Origin of the sequence: Sediminibacterium sp. TEGAF015 (genome assembly GCF_025997995.1) — a bacterium.
GTDB lineage: Bacteria > Bacteroidota > Bacteroidia > Chitinophagales > Chitinophagaceae > Sediminibacterium.
In genome coordinates this window covers 420,081-437,046 of sequence record NZ_AP026683.1, presented here as the reverse complement: position 1 = coordinate 437,046, position 16,966 = coordinate 420,081, and the positions used below count along the sequence as shown (strand labels likewise).

The 16,966-nt window shown below is 38.1% G+C and carries 15 protein-coding genes; 8 read left to right on the top strand and 7 right to left on the bottom strand.

Translation table 11 applies throughout. The annotated features are described in order from the left end of the window. Position 1: 1 nt before the first annotated feature. The 3 genes from TEGAF0_RS02015 to TEGAF0_RS02005 all read right to left on the bottom strand — a co-directional run bounded on the left by TEGAF0_RS02015 (position 2) and on the right by TEGAF0_RS02005 (position 5,499). A complete protein-coding gene (locus TEGAF0_RS02015; RefSeq protein WP_264899636.1) occupies positions 2-2,389 on the bottom strand; it encodes a M1 family metallopeptidase in 2,388 nt (795 codons plus the stop codon). A gap of 95 nt (positions 2,390-2,484) precedes the next feature. Further along, positions 2,485-4,875 (bottom strand): M1 family metallopeptidase, encoded by a 2,391-nt coding sequence (locus TEGAF0_RS02010; protein ID WP_264899634.1) that lies wholly within the window; start codon positions 4,873-4,875, stop codon positions 2,485-2,487. Positions 4,876-4,890: 15 nt separating this feature from the next. Beyond that, positions 4,891-5,499, bottom strand: coding sequence for a HupE/UreJ family protein (locus TEGAF0_RS02005; RefSeq protein WP_264899633.1), 609 nt, complete (start codon positions 5,497-5,499; stop codon positions 4,891-4,893). A 22-nt stretch (positions 5,500-5,521) separates the two neighbouring features. On the opposite strand from TEGAF0_RS02005, the gene TEGAF0_RS02000 reads away from it, so the two are divergent. Next, positions 5,522-6,010: a DUF6702 family protein gene (locus TEGAF0_RS02000; RefSeq protein WP_264899632.1), complete on the top strand. Its 489-nt coding sequence runs from the start codon at positions 5,522-5,524 to the stop codon at positions 6,008-6,010. On the opposite strand, the gene TEGAF0_RS01995 is transcribed toward TEGAF0_RS02000, so the two are convergent. The 3 genes from TEGAF0_RS01995 to TEGAF0_RS01985 are packed head-to-tail and all read right to left on the bottom strand — an operon-like array spanning position 6,007 to position 9,620. After that, positions 6,007-7,296 carry a hemolysin family protein gene (locus TEGAF0_RS01995; RefSeq protein ID WP_264899630.1) on the bottom strand — a complete coding sequence of 430 codons (1,290 nt, stop codon included), beginning with the start codon at positions 7,294-7,296 and terminating at the stop codon, positions 6,007-6,009. The two genes, TEGAF0_RS02000 and TEGAF0_RS01995, sit on opposite strands and share 4 nt — an antisense overlap. 29 nt (positions 7,297-7,325) lie before the next feature. Then, positions 7,326-8,996 carry an ArnT family glycosyltransferase gene (locus TEGAF0_RS01990; RefSeq protein WP_264899629.1) on the bottom strand — a complete coding sequence of 557 codons (1,671 nt, stop codon included), beginning with the start codon at positions 8,994-8,996 and terminating at the stop codon, positions 7,326-7,328. Further along, positions 8,997-9,620, bottom strand: a complete 624-nt coding sequence (locus TEGAF0_RS01985; protein WP_264899628.1) for a phosphatase PAP2 family protein — start codon at positions 9,618-9,620, stop codon at positions 8,997-8,999. Between the two features lie 104 nt (positions 9,621-9,724). On the opposite strand from TEGAF0_RS01985, the gene TEGAF0_RS01980 reads away from it, so the two are divergent. From TEGAF0_RS01980 to TEGAF0_RS01950, 7 genes are all read left to right on the top strand, one after another. Next, positions 9,725-10,219, top strand: coding sequence for a c-type cytochrome (locus TEGAF0_RS01980; RefSeq protein ID WP_264899626.1), 495 nt, complete (start codon positions 9,725-9,727; stop codon positions 10,217-10,219). A gap of 11 nt (positions 10,220-10,230) precedes the next feature. Continuing rightward, positions 10,231-12,207, top strand: coding sequence for a Sec-dependent nitrous-oxide reductase (gene nosZ, locus TEGAF0_RS01975; RefSeq protein ID WP_264899624.1), 1,977 nt, complete (start codon positions 10,231-10,233; stop codon positions 12,205-12,207). Between the two features lie 67 nt (positions 12,208-12,274). Then, complete coding sequence (locus TEGAF0_RS01970) at positions 12,275-13,279, top strand: nitrous oxide reductase accessory protein NosL (protein WP_264899622.1); 1,005 nt, start codon at positions 12,275-12,277, stop codon at positions 13,277-13,279. 5 nt (positions 13,280-13,284) lie between these two features. Continuing rightward, positions 13,285-14,520 carry a nitrous oxide reductase family maturation protein NosD gene (locus TEGAF0_RS01965; RefSeq protein WP_264899620.1) on the top strand — a complete coding sequence of 412 codons (1,236 nt, stop codon included), beginning with the start codon at positions 13,285-13,287 and terminating at the stop codon, positions 14,518-14,520. Continuing rightward, positions 14,517-15,230 (top strand): ABC transporter ATP-binding protein, encoded by a 714-nt coding sequence (locus TEGAF0_RS01960; protein ID WP_264899619.1) that lies wholly within the window; start codon positions 14,517-14,519, stop codon positions 15,228-15,230. Before TEGAF0_RS01965 ends, TEGAF0_RS01960 begins: the two co-directional genes overlap by 4 nt. Then, positions 15,223-15,990, top strand: a complete 768-nt coding sequence (locus tag TEGAF0_RS01955; RefSeq protein ID WP_264899617.1) for an ABC transporter permease subunit — start codon at positions 15,223-15,225, stop codon at positions 15,988-15,990. The genes TEGAF0_RS01960 and TEGAF0_RS01955 overlap by 8 nt, the downstream gene beginning before the upstream one ends. Positions 15,991-16,001: 11 nt before the next feature. Continuing rightward, the gene (locus TEGAF0_RS01950) at positions 16,002-16,373 is read left to right on the top strand and encodes a group III truncated hemoglobin (protein WP_264899616.1); all 372 of its coding nucleotides are present in this window, start codon (positions 16,002-16,004) and stop codon (positions 16,371-16,373) included. Here TEGAF0_RS01950 and TEGAF0_RS01945 read toward each other — a convergent pair whose 3' ends face one another. Next, positions 16,374-16,925, bottom strand: coding sequence for a fasciclin domain-containing protein (locus TEGAF0_RS01945; RefSeq protein ID WP_264899614.1), 552 nt, complete (start codon positions 16,923-16,925; stop codon positions 16,374-16,376). It lies immediately after the preceding gene. Between the last annotated feature and the right edge of the window lie 41 nt (positions 16,926-16,966).

Sequence of the window (16,966 nt, the reverse complement as noted above, 5' to 3'; positions counted from 1 at the left end):
ATTAATTCCTTTGCTGTGCATGTTGCATAGGATTCATTCCGGAAGATTGACCTCTTCCTCTTCCTGCACCACCTTTGAACAGTGAAAATTTGGATGGCTCTTCTACTACTCCATTCGGCCATCTGTTATTAGATTCATCAATATCAGCAGTTTCTTTTAAAGGATCTAACTGAATAGAAACTGCTTTCTTTTGTGTCATAAACAGTTTGGTGACTTTCTGTTCATTCTTTCTCCAAATTTGTGCAGGGATTTTTTCGGTTTCCTTTGTACCATCTTCAAATGTAAATTCAACTATGATTGGCATTACAAGACCTCCTTTATTTGCAAAACTGATTTCATATAAATGAACATTATCATAAGCCGCCAATGCATCCCCTGATAAAGCTTCCGGTGTATTCATTACCGGCACCGGATATTTAAAACTGGAATCATAGGGTTCCAGACCGCGGGTATATCTCCAATAAAAATCTCTTAAACTGGTATCAGCATCTGTATAGAAAATAATATTCTTATCATTTCTGTTCCGCTGCTTAGAAATATCATCAAAAGCTGCAGCACCACTGAATAATGGTTTATCAAGACTACGCATTGCAGGTGCTCCTGTTCTTGGCGCCACAGCTGCAGGCTGTTTGTTCACCACTGCATGCTTTACGCCCTCTATGGCAATATCACATGGCTCAATGCTATAGAACCAACCTCTCCAGAACCAATCCAAATCTTCTGCGCTGGCATCTTCCATGGTACGAAATAAATCGGCAGGAGTTGGATGTTTAAATGCCCATCTTCTGGCATACTCTTTAAATGCATAATCAAATAATTCCCTGCCCATGATGGTCTCTCTTAAAATATTAAGACCTGTTGCAGGCTTCGCATAGGCATTTGGACCAAACTGAATAATATTGTCGCTGTTGGTCATAATAGGTTCCAGTTGATCTTTAGGCAAGCGCATATAGTCGGTGATCAGACGGGCAGGACCACGGCGACTAGGATATTTATTATCCCACTCTTCTTCTGTAAGAAACTGAACGAATGTGTTCAAGCCTTCATCCATCCAGCTCCACTGACGTTCGTCGCTATTTACAATCATTGGGAAGAAATTATGCCCTACTTCATGTATGATTACACCAATCATTCCATATTTAGTAGCTTCTGCATAAGAGCCGTCTTTATTGGTTCTTCCATTATTGAAACAAATCATCGGATATTCCATTCCATTGGAAGCTTCAATACTTTGCGCTACAGGATATGGATATGGGATAGAAAATTTAGAATAGGTTTTAATGGTATGTGCAACCGCTTTGGTAGAAAACTTACGATACAAACCATACGCTTCTTTTGGATAGCCACTCATACACATAACTTTCTTTCCTTCAATATAAACAGGCATGGCATCCCAGATATATCTGCGACTGGAGGTCCAGGCAAAATCTCTTACGTTCTCTGCCTTGTATACCCAGGTCTTGTTTTTTGCAGATTTTCCGGTTGATCGTTGATTGGCTTCTTCTAGGGTAGCTATTTCAACTGGCTCCTTGCTGGTTTGCGCTTGATTCCATCGACTTAACTGTGCCGGAGTTAATAACTGTGCATAGTTTTGACAAACACCTGTACTCAGCACAATATGATCAGATGGCACGGTTAGTGTAACATCGTAATTGCCAAAAGTCAAAGCAAATTCTCCTCTACCTGAGAACTGTTGGTTCTGCCAACCCTGAAAATCGCTGTACACACATAAACGGGGAAACCACTGTGCCATGGTAAATAAATGATTACCGTCTTCCAGCATTTCATATCCGCCTCTGCCCGCAAAAGTCATCCTGTCTGAAATCTTGTAACTCCAGTCTACACTAAAAACAAATTTCTGACCAGGTTTTAGCGGAGAAGGTAATTCTATCCGCATCATGGTTTTATTAATAAGGTACTTCAAGGGCTTACCTAATACATCCGTTAACTTGGAAATTTTATGACCATAGCCATTGTCTGATTTAGCAGCGGCAAGCTTATCCAGTTGATTGGTATTAACGGCATTTTCCAAATTAGATGCATCCTGATAGTTGGCATTATTGACCGAACTGTGCTGGTTTTCGTCTAATTGCAACCATAGATAGGTTAATACATCAGGCGAATTGTTAAAGTAGGTGATGGTTTCTGTTCCTGATAAGCTCAGTTTAGGTTCATCCAATATTGCTTTAATAATATAGTCAGCCCGTTGTTGCCAATACTTTGGACCAGGAGCCCCACTGGCTGTCCGGTATTCATTAGGCGTAGGTAATATGGTACCCAACTGTTCAAACTTATTCCCATGATTGGAACTGGGATTGTTCATGATGTTTTGCGCATATGTTTGAAACACAGAAAAAATGGCAAAAGCAACCGTCAAAATTTTCTTCATACAATGTTTTTTATGAATAGCTATAGCGTTGGCTAAAATACAAAATGCCACCCGAATTTAAGCAGGTGGCATTGTATATAGTTTTAACTTATGTATTAGTTGGATTTCTGCATCGCGTTCTGCATTGGATTGGCTCCACTGGATTGACCGCGGCTTCTTCCGGCTGCGCTTTTGAACAAGCTGAACTTGCTTGGCTCAGGAGCAACTCCATTTTTAGGCCATACATTATTCCCTTCATTAATGTCCGCTGTTTCTTTCATTGGATCTAACTTAATATGCTTGGCTTTTTTGGTAGTCATGAACAGCTTGGTAACTTTCTGCTCATTCTTTCTCCAGATTTGAGCAGGAATTTTTTCTGTTTCAGTAGTGCCGTCTTCGAAAGTGAATTCTACAATAATGGGCATTACTAATCCGCCTTTATTAGAGAAGGTAACTTCGTACAAATTCACATTCTGGTATTTGGCCTTTTCTTCTGCTGTTAATTCTGTTGGTGCAGGGAAACTAGGAACAGGAACACGGGTTACAGAATCATAGGGTTCCATTCCACGTGTATATCTCCAATAGAAATCTCTAAGGCTGGTATCAGCATCTGTTAAGAAAATAATGCTTTTATCATTTCTGTTACGCTGCTTAGAAATATCATCAAAGGCCGCAGCACCACTGAATAAAGGCTTTGCCAGCGGCATGGTTTGTGTAGAAGCCTGAGGTGCATTTGGTTTTGCATCAGGATTCATTACCGCATGTTTAACTGTATCAATGGCTATATCCACAGGATCAATTCCGTAGAACCAACCTCTCCAGAACCAGTCCAAATCTTCGGCACTGGCATCTTCCATAGTACGGAAGAAATCAGCTGGTGTAGGGTGTTTAAAAGCCCATCTACGTGCATATTCTTTAAATGCATAATCAAATAACTCTCTTCCCATAATGGTTTCACGAAGAATGTTCAAACCAGTAGCAGGTTTAGTGTAAGCATTAGGTCCAAAAAGAACAATATTTTCACTATTGGTCATAATAGGTTCCAGTTGCTCTTTAGGTAATCGCATATAACCTGCGATGCCCCATGCCGGACCACCTCTGGAAGGATATTTGTTATCAAATAATTCTTCAGTCAGGTATTGAACAAAGCTGTTAATACCTTCATCCATCCAGCTCCATTGACGTTCATCACTATTTACAATCATTGGGAAGAAATTATGTCCCACTTCATGCACTATCACCCCAATCATCCCAACCTTGGTTTGCTCACTGTAAGAACCATCTTTATTGGTTCTTCCATTATTAAAACAGATCATTGGATATTCCATCCCATTGGAAGCTTCAATACTCTGAGCTACAGGGTAAGGATAAGGAATAGAGAACTTAGAATAAGACTTGATAGTATGTGCAACCACTTTGGTTGAAAACTTTCTGTACAAACCATATGCTTCTTTCGGATATCCGCTCATGCACATGATTTTTTTACCCTCAACGTAAACAGGCATGGCATCCCAGATATATCTGCGGCTTGTAGTCCAAGCAAAATCTCTAACATTTTCTGCCTTGTATACCCAGGTTTTCTTTTGAGTGCTTTTTGATGCTTCCTTGGCTTTAGCTTCTTCCAATGTAGCAATTTCCACCGGCTCTTTGGCAGTCTGAGCTTGGTTCCATCTAGCCATTTGTGCAGGTGATAAAACCTGTGCATAGTTCTGACAAACACCAGTACTCAATACAATATGATCAGCAGGTACTGTTAAAGTAACATCATAGTTTCCAAAAGCTAAAGCAAACTCCCCTCTTCCGGTAAATTGCTGGTTCTGCCATCCCTGAAAGTCGCTGTAAACACACAAACGGGGAAACCACTGTGCCATGGTAAATAAATTATTACCATCTTCCAGGGTTTCGTAACCACCTCTACCCCCTTCTACCATTCTGTTGGTGATTTTATAACTCCAGGCAACATTGAATACAAATTTCTGTCCAGGCTTTAGTGGTGCTGGCAAGTCAACACGCATCATGGTTCTATTGATGGTGTATTTTAAAGGCTTTCCGGCAATATCTGTTAATGAAGAAATGATATGTCCATTGCCATTATCTTTCTTTGCATTTGCCATATTGTCCAACTGACTGGTAGTTACCTGACGAGGCATGGCAGTTGCGTCCTGGTAATTGGCATTGTTCTTAGAACTATGCTCATTTTCATCTAGCTGTAACCACAAATAAGTCAATACATCTGGAGAGTTATTGAAGTAGGTTACCGTTTCAGTACCCTTTAATTTTAGATTGGCCTCATCCAATTCTGCCTTAATAATATAATCGGCTCTTTGTTGCCAATACTTAGGGCCTGGTGCCCCACTGGCAGTACGATACTCGTTAGGTGTGGGCAAAATAGTGCCTAACTGTTCAAATTTGTTCCCATGATTTGATGTGGGATTGTTCATGATATTCTGAGCCTGAGTGCCGGAGGCAAACAAGGCAACTACCATGAACAGCGCAACTTTTTTCATAATTGAGTTGGTTTATTAAAAAGGTAATCTTTCTATTGCCATTTGTAAAGCAATGGCAAATATGCCGCCGGAAATGTATAATAAATATTCCCTTCGGTTTATTTTAAAAAGCTGAACGAATATAAGTGAAATAAATAGAATGCTAAGTACGATAGCCAGCTGTCCTGCTTCAAGTCCTAGATTGAATGCCAATAACTCTGGAACAATATTCCCCTCCTTGCTTAATAAACTTTTCAGGTAATTACTGAATCCCAATCCATGAATTAAACCAAAGAAGGCTGCAAAGAAATAAATCAGCGGGAATTTTGCTTTGTATACAAATTTCTTGACGAAAACATTGCTAACAGCAGTAATAACGATGGTTACCGGAATAAGGAATTCAATCCAATTAACCGAATAATTGAGAATATTAAAAACACTCAAAGCTAGCGTAATGGAATGACCAAGGGTAAAAGCGGTTACCAGCCAAAGTAGCTTCTTCCAATCAGCAAACTGATAGCGGATACAAAGTGCAGTAACAAAAAGGATATGGTCTATCCCTTTTAAATCAGCAATATGCTCATAACCCATTTGGAAAAAAAGTCCAAAATCAATCATAGCAGCAATATAAATTAAAACCGACATTTGCCATAAATAAACTGGTTCAATGGCTACAATTTTTGTTCAATGGCTCCTATCGGCAGGCCTTGCATTTTTACACCCTTTTTATGTATCGGTGATCGAAATCAACCACAATGAAAAAGAAGCTACCGCTGAAATAAGCATTCGCATATTTACGGACGATCTGGAAAAAACACTGCAAAAACAGACTACCGCTAAAATTGATATCATCAAACCTGCCAACAAAGCATATATAGACCAGCAAATCAACCAATATATCGGAAAAAATTTACAGCTCAAGATCAACGGGAAGCCTGTAAAATTCAATTATATCGGTTATGAAATTATCCGGGAAAGTGTATGGTCTTATTTTGAAGTAGAACAGGTAAAAGAAATGAACAATGTAGACATCAATTGCTCTATACTGCACGACTATGAAACGAGCCAGATCAATCTGTTTCATGTAAAAAGCAAAGGGAACCAAAAAAGCTATAAACTGGACTATCCGCAAAAAACCACCCAGTTTAGTTTCTAATCATTGGGGAGCAACGGTTCTGTTGAGGTAACCAAGACTTTATCTATGCGATGATTGTCCATGTCTACAATTTCGAAGGTAAATGATTCCCATTCCAATGTATCACCTGTTTTAGGAATACGCTCAAGATGATGTATGATAAATCCTGCAAGGGTATTGAAATCCTGCTCCCATTTCTCCATCCATTCAGTTTTATCAAACTTACTCAAGAAGTCATAGAATGGAATCTGGGCATCAATCAGGTAAGAGCCATCCGCTCTTTCAACTATTTCATAGGCTTCATCCTCTTCCTGCGGGATGTCTCCTACAATGGCTTCCAGAATATCGTTTAGTGTCATTAATCCCTGAACACTACCATATTCGTCTACGATAAAACATTGATGAATTTTTGTCTGCTTGAATTTTTCTAACACCTGATACGCCGAATTATTCTCCGGAACATACATGGCGGGCTTCATTATGGAGAATATAGTTGACTCAGCATCTGCAGCAAATAAATCCTTAATGGATACAACTCCTTTGATATGGTCAATATCATCTTCGCAAACTGGATACACTGAGTGTATCATGTCCTGCAGAAGAATCCTTACTTCCCCTACTTTCTTATCTCCCTCTATCCATTCAATATCACTTCTATGCGTCATCAGAGATGTAATATTTCTGTCACTTAAATGAAATACTCGCTCTATAATTTCTTGTTCAGCCTCTTCAATGGTTCCCTGCTCGGTACCCTCACTAATGATTGCTTTGATTTCTTCTTCTGTCACTTGATTTTCATTGGCCTTTATACGCATCAGCTTAACAATGACATTAGAGGACTTGGATAATAGCCAGATAAAAGGGAAAGTCAGCCAACCTGCAAAACGCATAGGCCCTGCAACAGATTTAGCAATTCCTTCCGGATTGCTTAATCCAATTCTTTTGGGAACCAGTTCTCCCAAAACCAAAGACAAATAAGTTACAATAATCACAATGATAGTTGTGGCAATGGTACTACTATAGGTAGCCAATGAAGAAAACCCTGCCAGCCAATTAGCCAGTGGTTCTTTAAACTTATCCCCGGAAAATATACCTGTCAAAACACCTATTAAGGTAATACCAATCTGTACGGTGGATAGAAATGTATCTGGATGATTCGCCAGTTTCAGCGCTTTGGCTGCATCTTCATCTCCTTTGGATGCCTGAGCTTCCAATCGGGCTTTGCGGGCAGACACCAGGGCAATTTCTGCCATGGAGAACAAGCCATTCAGAATAATTAAAAAAAGAATTATAAAAAACTCAGTCATTTTGGTAAAAATAAGCAAAATTCAGATGTCTAAGGTTTCCCGTCCAAATCGATGATAATGTATCTAGGTGTTTCCTTTTCTCTTGTAGCAGGATTTAGAAAAGGCAGCGTTAATAAGGAAACAGCAAAACTATTTCCTTCATGTACTACTTTAGCTTCAGGAAAGACATGAGTAAAAACAACTAAACTATCCTTACTTGTCAGTACTTTTTCAGTAGACAGGAAGTCATTTTTGGATACTTTAAAAGGAAAAATATGATTAGCATAAAAATGCAGCGCATTGCTATTGTGAATCCCGTACAACTTCAGTTCAGATTTGTCAATTTGTTTTTGCTTAATAAAAGTAGCTGCATTATTTCCCATTTGAAACTGCAATAATGTAGGATAGAATGCAGTAGACAACAATAGATTAACTCCAATACCTGTGATAAAAAAAGGGAGAAGGAATTGGGTTCTTATTACTGCAATTCTTTTATATGACATTACAAACAACGTAACCCCATTCACCAGTAAAAGCGTAAAGACAAAAGATTGTCCCGGAAAAACAAAAAGCACTATAATTCCGGCAGCAATCCACAAAACAGAAAAGATAAATCCATGCCAAAACAACATGGGTTTAAACCATTTAGGGTATTGATTCAGCATTAAAAAATCATAGATAAATCTGGCCGTTAGAATGGCAGCCAGCGGATACACTACAAATATATAATGTGGTAATTGAGCCTGACTTCTGGCTAAAACAAGATAAGTCAAAATAAATCCTCCCAAAGTAATCAGCTCTTCTTGATTGCTAATGCTAAATTTTTGCAGGACAATTCTCCAAATGGCTGTTAAAAGAGCTAATAAAAAAATAAATATCCAGGGAAGAAAACTCCAAAACATATTTTCAAGAAGAAAAGTAAAATGCCCCATTTCCTTATAGAAATTCTCTCCAGTATATCTGCCAAAACTTTGTGTCCAGAAATAAAACTTCAAGCCTGAATCAATGGGTCTTCCATTAATCAATTTACCTGGTTGTAGGTCATATTGTTGATACAACCCTAAGCACATGGGCAGTAGTAAAATGCCAAGAATGACAACCCCTATTAAATATTCCCATCGATAAAATTGTTTCCAATTGCGCTGTGCCATAAAATGGGATGCAAAAGCAAATCCAGGAACCATCAATGCAACGGGACCTTTTGTCATCATTCCAAAGGCAATAAAAATAAATGCCAAAATAAAGTTTTTCCATTTTTGAAAAAGGAACCACTCCGCCAATTGCCAGATAGATAATATTACCCAACCCATCAACATAGTATCTGTTCTAATATCATGGCTGATTAAAAAAACAGCCTGTGAACTGGCAAGTATCATGACACTTAAACGTGCAATATCTTTTGAATAGTAAAGACTTGCTAGTTTACCCGTAGCATATAACCCAGCCAATAAAACAAGTAAGGAAGGAATTCGATAAGCCCAATCATATATGCCAAATATTTTCATAGCCCATGCAGAGAGCCAGAATAACAAAGGAGGCTTATCCAGATAATCTTGACCCTGATCAAATATTTGCAAGAAGCTATTCCGCTCCAGCATCTCCCTGCTAATAGAAGCATACTGCGAAGCATCTATATCCATCAGGGGGATCATAACCGCTCCAAGACAATACACCACTAAGCAGGCGGCAAGAACCAAGTAATAAAAACGATTACTGATCATCTAGATTGTTTTATTCATTTCTGCCAGATCAATTTTACCGGCACTTCGATTGAACCAATACCCGGTAACCCATCCAATCAAGGCTCCGAGTATAGCACCGCAGATAATATCTAGCGGATAATGCACCCCAACATATACCTGACCATATGCTATGGTTCCAGCCCAGAACAACAGTAGATATTTCCATCTTCCTATTAGACTCCCTATTGTTACAAACAGATATACAGCAAAGCCAAAATGATTGGTTGCATGAGAAGAGGTAAAACTGAATCCACCGGAACAGCCATTTAACAACATTCTGATTTGATTCATCAGAAAAGGATCCCTGCAAGGTCTTGGTCTTTCAAAAAATGGTTTTATCAGGCTGCTACTAATTTGGTCAGTCAGAACGATGGTAACAACAGCGAACAGAATGAAAGGGAATGCCTTTCGCTTAAAATTCAGAATAGCAAATACGACTAAAAAAAGATATAAAGGCATCCAGGTATTACCCTCTCTGTACCAGGGAAATACGGAGTCAAAAAAAGAATTCGTTAACCCTGTATTCAGAAGCAGAAAAAGTTCCTGATCGGCTTTAATGATTTTCTGCACCCAGTCTGCTGTAATGGCTATCAACGGAATCATGCCGCAAAATAAGAAGAATATGCAGTTATACTATTTAAAAGGATATGACTACAGTCATAAAAGATCGGATTTGCTATAAATAGTTTTACATAAAATTTAGCATTATGAATATCAAACCAATTGCTTTTCTATTAATAACTGCTAGCTCTATAGTAGTTATTGCTTGTGGAGGCGGGGGCCAGAAAGCTGATTCGTCAGCCAATTCAGCCCAGGAATCACCTGCATCCACCACTTCATCTACTTCAGATTATGATCCTAAAAGAGGGGAAGGAAAATTCGACGCTTCTAATGTTACGGTTGGCCCATTAGATCAGGCCTTGGCCGCAAAGGGAGAATCTATTTCTGCAACCAAATGTAATTCATGCCATAAAATGACAGAAGAAAGATTGGTTGGACCAGGCTGGAAAGGGGTAACATCCCGACATACACCTTATTGGATCATGAACTTTATTACCAACCCTGATCCAATGATAGAAAAAGACCCAAAGGTTCAGGCACAATTAGAGCTTTGTCTGGTGAGAATGCCCAATCAAAGTTTAACTGACACAGATGCCAGAGAAATATTAGAATTCATGCGCAAAAATGATGGCGCTAAATAAAATAAACAACTATGAAACTAATTCAATCCACCACAATTGCCGCTGTTATTGCTGCTACAGCGTTATTTTCATGCAAGCCTAAAAACTCGGGAAGTGCCGTTAGCGGAGACGCTGCAGCCAAAGCATATGTTGCACCTGGTAAATATGACGAATTCTACAATTTTGTATCAGGTGGTTTCAGCGGCCAAATGAGCGTTTACGGTTTGCCTAGTGGCAGACTTTTAAGAGTGATTCCTGTATTTTCTGTAGATCCTGAAAAGGGATGGGGATACAGTGAAGAAACCAAACCCATGTTAAATACTTCCAACGGATTTGTTCCCTGGGACGATTTGCACCATACTGAAATGAGCCAGACTAATGGTGAAATTGATGGCAAATGGGTTTTTGCCAATGGCAATAATACTCCCCGTTTGGCTAGAATAGATTTGAAAACATTTAAAACTGCAGAAATCATTGAATTGCCTAATTCTGCCGGCAACCACAGCTCTCCTTTCGGAACAGAAAACTCTGAATACATTGTTGCAGGTACCCGTTTTAGTGTGCCGTCTGATGAAGACAACGGAGATGTGCCCATTAATTCTTATAAGAAGAATTTTAAAGGACATATATCTTTTGTGAGTGTTGCCAAGGAAAGCGGTGAAATGAAACTGGCTTTCCAGTTAAAAACCCCGGGAGTAAACTTTGACCTTGCCAGAGCAGGTAAAGGTAAATCACACGGATGGTTCTTCTTCAGCTGCTACAACACAGAACAGGCAAGTACTTTACTGGAAGTGAATGCTTCTCAGAAAGATAAAGACTTTATTATGGCTGTAAACTGGAAAAAAGCAGAAGAATATATCAAAGCCGGAAAAGGTAAAAAAGTAAAAGCTAAATATGCGCACAACAAATGGAACGAAGCTACCCATTCAGCTACTTCAAAAATGGAAGAAGAAGTTTTGGTGTTAGATGTAAAGGAACTGAAAGATATAGTTTACTTTATCCCATGTCCTAAATCTCCCCATGGTTGCGATGTTGATCCAACTGGTGAATACATAGTTGGCTCTGGTAAATTAGCTGCATTGATTCCAGTATTTAGCTTTGACAAAATTCAGAAAGCGATTGCTGATAAATCTTATGATGGTGACTACGAAGGTATTCCTGTTATTAAGTATGATGCTGCATTATATGGCGAAGTGAAGAAGCCAGGTCTAGGACCTTTGCATACAGAGTTTGATGGAAAAGGTAATGCTTATACTTCTTTCTTTGTTTCTTCTGAAGTTGTTAAATGGAATATTAAAGACTTAACGGTTGTAGATCGTGTACCAACTTATTATTCTGTTGGTCACCTTAGCATCCCCGGTGGAAATACCAAGAAGCCATCTCCTAAATACTTAGTTGCCTATAATAAAATTACCAAGGACAGATATTTACCAACTGGTCCTGAATTGGCTCAAAGTGCTCAGATATATGATATTAGTGGAGACAAAATGCAATTGATCCTTGACTTCCCAACTATTGGTGAGCCACACTATGCACAATCTGCTCCAGCTGATGTTATCAGAAACAACGGACAATTGAAAATTTATAAAATTGGAGAAAACAAACATCCTTATGTTACCGCAGGGGAAGCCAATGCAAAAGTGGTTAGAGAAGGTAACAAAGTGCATGTTTACATGACTTCTATACGTTCACACTTTGCTCCGGATAATATTGAAGGTGTTAGAGTTGGTGATGAAGTTTACTTCCACGTAACCAATTTAGAGCAAGACTGGGATGTGCCGCATGGTTTTGCCATCAAAGGTGCAGATAATGCTGAACTATTAATCATGCCTGGCGAAACCACCACACTAAAATGGGTGCCTAAAAAAGCAGGTATGTTCCCGATGTATTGTACAGACTTCTGTAGTGCATTGCACCAAGAAATGCAGGGTTATGTTAGGGTTTCCCCTGCAGGAAGCAATGTTCCGCTTAGCTTTAGTTTAGGCAAACCAGTTCCTGAAACTAAGTAAGCTGGATTCCATAAAAGGAGCAGGAAGTGAAAACCTACTGCTCCTTTTTCATTTAAAATTTTTGAAGATGAAGCAAGAAATAAGAAAACAATCAAAAATGCTTTTGATTGTAAGTGCAATATGTTTAGGTATATCCATCTTTGTCCCAATCTGGAGAATTGAACTGGATGCACCACAATATCCTGAAGGATTAGGTCTGCAGATTTTCTCTTATAAACTCGGAGGCGATGTTGACATTATCAATGGTCTGAACCATTATATTGGCATGCAAACCTTACATGCTGACAACTTTATTGAATTTACACTTCTACCCTATATCATTTCATTTTATGCGCTTTTAATGCTAATAACAGGGATAAAAGGCGGAAAGAAAATGCTACTAACTACTTTTATTGCATTTGTGGCATTCGGAATAGTAGCCATGATTGATTTTTGGAGATGGGAATACAATTATGGTCATAACCTAGATCCCAATGCGGCAATTATAGTTCCCGGCATGGCTTATCAGCCTCCATTAATTGGGTTTAAACAATTATTGAACTTTGGAGCATTCTCTATACCCGATATTGGGGGATGGTTATTTATTGGCGCAGGTTTGTTGGCCTTAATAGCGGTTGCTGTTGAGTATGGCTGGCTAAAAAAATGGATAAAGACAAAGCCTGCTATGTTTCTTTTTACAATAGTGCTACTCTCCTCTTCCTGTGGTTCAAAAAATCCGGAACCATTGGTATTAAATAAAGACCTTTGTGAATCGTGTAAAATGACCTATGCTGATAGTAGATTTGGAGCCGAATATATCACCAGCAAAGGGAAAGTATTTAAGTTTGATGACCTAAGCTGCATGTTGGCATTTAGCAGTAATAATAAAAATACGGTAATTGACAAATGGTATATTAACGATTACAATGCAAATAATGTTCTGATTGATGCAACCAAAGCATGGTACGTTTTGCATGAAACCATTAAAAGTCCAATGAATGGCAATACTGCAGCTTTTGCACAGCAACACGAAGCTGAAAAATTTGCCGCTAGTTTTGCTGGAAAAGTTTCAACCTGGGAAGAAATCAACTAATAAGCATGAAGTATGTATTTATTTTTCTGCTACTCTTGCTCTCGGGCATTACAGGGAATGCGACTAAACTACACGTAGGCCAAGATAAGAAATACAAAAAAATTAAGCAAGCTATCGCTGATGCAAAAAAAAGCGACACTATTATTGTATTTAAAGGCCTTTATAAGGAAGGAAATATTCTAATTGATAAATCTATTACTTTAATCGGAATCAATCTTCCCATCATTGATGGTGATAGAAAATTTGAAGTCTTGTCCGTTAAAGCCAGCAATGTAACTATCAGTGGATTCAGGATTCAACATTCAGGTTATGCCACATTGGATGACCCCGGCGGTATTAAAGTGTATGAATCCGAGAATGTAAAGATTATCAATAATAATTTGTATGATAATTTTTTCGGCATTTATATTCAGTTCAGTAAAAAATGTGTGATTAAAAACAATCGGATTATTTCTTTTGGGAAAGAAGAACAGACAATTGGGAATGGCATACACTGTTGGAAAAGCGATAGTCTCCAGATAATCGGCAATAGCATTAGTGGATGCCGAGATGGCATATACTTTGAATTTGTAAATAATTCTACCATCTGGAAAAACAAAGCATACAACAATATCCGTTATGGTCTGCATTTTATGAATTCCAACGATGACGCTTACTATTCAAACAATTTCAGTAAAAATGGAGCAGGGGTTGCAGTTATGTTCTCAAAGAAAATAACCATGCGGAACAATCATTTCGCAGACAACTGGGGAGACGCTGCTTTTGGAATATTATTTAAAGAAATTTCGGATTGTATTTTAACAGGCAATACATTCGATAGAAATACGGCTGCTGTTTTTATGGATGGCAGTAATAGAACTTTGGTTGAAAATAATCAATTTACGAATAATGGTTGGGGGCTTAAAATTCAGGCAAATTGCATGGATAATATCATACAAAAAAACAACTTTATCAAAAACACATTCGATGTAAGTACCAATGGAACCTTGCTTTTAAACCAATTCAAATACAATTACTGGGACAAGTATACCGGATACGATATAAACAAAGATAAAATTGGAGACGTGCCATACAGACCGCTAAGCCTTTATGCTGTTATTGTTGAGTCAAATCCAACCAGCATGCTACTATATAGGAGCTTTATTGTTTCACTCCTAGACCAGTCTGAAAAGAAAATACCCAGCTTAACACCTGAAAATTTTATTGATGAAAGTCCTTTGATGAAAGCGTTTAAATTATGATAGAAATAAAAGACATATCAAAATCATTTGGCAAACTGTCGGTATTAAGAGGTATTGATCTTAATTTAAACAGAGGCCAGTGTATTGCGCTGATTGGCCCAAATGGTTGTGGGAAAACCACATTGATTAAAATTATCCTTAGTATGGTAATGGCCGACAAAGGGGAAGTAAACATAAATGGTCAACTAATTACAAAGGGAATTACCTATAAAAAGATGATTGGATATATGCCTCAAATTGGTCGCTATCCTCAAAATATGACAATTGGCCAGATTATTGAAATGGTGCAATCCATCAGAAATACCAATGAAAATCTTGACTTATCCCTATATCAGTCATTTGGAATGGAGGAACTTTTAGATAAAAAAATGGGAACCCTGAGCGGTGGTACAATGCAAAAAGTAAGTGCTGTATTGGCTTTTATGTTCAATCCTCCCATACTGATACTAGATGAACCTACTGCAGGTCTAGATCCCATTTCCGCTGAAATACTGAAAGAAAAAATTATTGCCGAAAGGAAGAATGGGAAATTGATCATCATCACTTCTCACCTGCTTAGTGAACTAGACAATATGGTCTCAGAAATCATTTTCATGCAAGAGGGAAAAGTAGCATTCCATCAGTCTGTTGATGAGTTGAAGTCATCTACTGGAAGTACAAATATATCAGAAGCCATACTAAGCATTTTAAAAAGCAAAATCAATGAATAGAATTCTGAAATATATCTTACTGGATATTCTCAAAAACAAATTTGTTATTGCTTATACCATCATGCTGGCAGTAATTGGTTGGTCTTCATTTACACTGGAGGATAATAGTGCTAAAGGTATTTTAACCTTACTCAATCTGATTTTATTGACTGTGCCGTTGGTATCTATATTATTTGCAGCCATCTATATATACAATAGCGCCGAATTTATTGAACTACTGATCAGTCATCCAATCAAAAGAAAAGAGATCTGGTTAAGTTTATTCGGAGGACTGTCAGGGAGTATGGTACTTGCTTTTATTCTAGGTGCCGGCGTCCCCCTTTTACTATACAGCGATTTTAGCCAGTCAATACTAATGTTGGCCATTGGAATTATCATCACTGTCATTTTCGTTGCGCTAGCAATGCTATGTACCATCATATATAAGGATAAGGCAAAAGGTATAGGGCTTACCATCATACTTTGGATTTATTTTGCTTTACTATTTGATGGCATTCTATTGTTTCTAATGTTTCAATTATCAGACTATCCAATTGAAAAACCAATGGTAGCCCTAACAGCCTTAAGCCCCATTGACCTATCCAGAATTTTAATGTTGCTGCAATTGGATTCTGCAGCATTATTAGGATATACTGGTGCTATATTCAATGAGTTTTTTGGCAACACAAATGGCATGATGATTTCATTTATGCTTTTGATGGGATGGATTGTATTGCCATTGATTATATCATTGAAAAAATTTAATCGAAAAGACCTCTAAAATTTATCGCTATGAAAAAAGACATTACCAATAGAGGGGATATTGAAATATTAGTGAAAAGCTTTTATGAAAAGGTTTTAAAAGAACCCTCTATTTCATTTTTCTTCACAGAAATTGTACCCGTAAACTGGGAAAAACATTTACCAGTCATGTATGATTTCTGGGAAAACATACTCTTCTATACAGGAAGCTACGACGGGAACCCTATGGCCAAGCACAAGGATATTCAAAAAAAATGCCCCATGAAGATGGAGCATTTTCAAAAATGGATAATATTGTTTACAGAAACAGTAGACCAGCTATTTGAGGGAGAGAAAGCGGAACTGGCTAAACAAAGAGCAACCAGCATTGCTACTGTAATGCAAATAAAAATGTTCAGTTAATTATTTAGGTAATAATACATCGTTAATTACGTGTATAATTCCATTGGAAGTAATAATTGAGGCAACAATTTCGGAGCCATTTACCAATACCTTATCCCCTTTTTTGGTAATTTTTACCTTGCCTCCATTTACTTGCTCAAATTCCTGACCATCCTGCATGTATTCTGTTTTTAAAACGCCTACATAAGTATGATACTCCAGGATGTTCTTTAAATCAGACTTTTTTTCCGGCTTCAATAGACCTTCAACCGTACCTGCAGGTAATTTTTCAAATGCAGCATTGGTTGGAGCAAAAACAGTGAACGGTCCTGCATTACTTAAGGCATCCACCAGACTGGCCGCTTTTACAGCAGCAACAAGCGTACTGTGATCTTTACTACCTACTGCTACTTGAACAATATTAGGACTGGATGTTTCATCCTTAACACCAGACTGCCCTACAGGTGTTTGTTCTGAACTTGCAGCTTCAGCAGGAGCTTCTGCGTTTTCACTTGCGCAACTTGCTCCTAATAAAATAAATAAGCAAGAATAGAGAATCGATTTTGTTTTCATGACCGTTAAGATTTATTTGCTTAAAGGTCAGCTTTGATATA

Coding starts and splice junctions, on each gene's coding strand:
- TEGAF0_RS02015 (WP_264899636.1), bottom strand. CDS start 2,389: ATGAAGAAAATTTTGACGGTTGCTTTTGCCATTTTTTCTGTGTTTCAA.
- TEGAF0_RS02010 (WP_264899634.1), bottom strand. CDS start 4,875: ATGAAAAAAGTTGCGCTGTTCATGGTAGTTGCCTTGTTTGCCTCCGGC.
- TEGAF0_RS02005 (WP_264899633.1), bottom strand. CDS start 5,499: ATGTCGGTTTTAATTTATATTGCTGCTATGATTGATTTTGGACTTTTT.
- TEGAF0_RS02000 (WP_264899632.1), top strand. CDS start 5,522: ATGGCTACAATTTTTGTTCAATGGCTCCTATCGGCAGGCCTTGCATTT.
- TEGAF0_RS01995 (WP_264899630.1), bottom strand. CDS start 7,296: ATGACTGAGTTTTTTATAATTCTTTTTTTAATTATTCTGAATGGCTTG.
- TEGAF0_RS01990 (WP_264899629.1), bottom strand. CDS start 8,996: ATGATCAGTAATCGTTTTTATTACTTGGTTCTTGCCGCCTGCTTAGTG.
- TEGAF0_RS01985 (WP_264899628.1), bottom strand. CDS start 9,620: ATGATTCCGTTGATAGCCATTACAGCAGACTGGGTGCAGAAAATCATT.
- TEGAF0_RS01980 (WP_264899626.1), top strand. CDS start 9,725: ATGAATATCAAACCAATTGCTTTTCTATTAATAACTGCTAGCTCTATA.
- nosZ (WP_264899624.1), top strand. CDS start 10,231: ATGAAACTAATTCAATCCACCACAATTGCCGCTGTTATTGCTGCTACA.
- TEGAF0_RS01970 (WP_264899622.1), top strand. CDS start 12,275: ATGAAGCAAGAAATAAGAAAACAATCAAAAATGCTTTTGATTGTAAGT.
- TEGAF0_RS01965 (WP_264899620.1), top strand. CDS start 13,285: ATGAAGTATGTATTTATTTTTCTGCTACTCTTGCTCTCGGGCATTACA.
- TEGAF0_RS01960 (WP_264899619.1), top strand. CDS start 14,517: ATGATAGAAATAAAAGACATATCAAAATCATTTGGCAAACTGTCGGTA.
- TEGAF0_RS01955 (WP_264899617.1), top strand. CDS start 15,223: ATGAATAGAATTCTGAAATATATCTTACTGGATATTCTCAAAAACAAA.
- TEGAF0_RS01950 (WP_264899616.1), top strand. CDS start 16,002: ATGAAAAAAGACATTACCAATAGAGGGGATATTGAAATATTAGTGAAA.
- TEGAF0_RS01945 (WP_264899614.1), bottom strand. CDS start 16,925: ATGAAAACAAAATCGATTCTCTATTCTTGCTTATTTATTTTATTAGGA.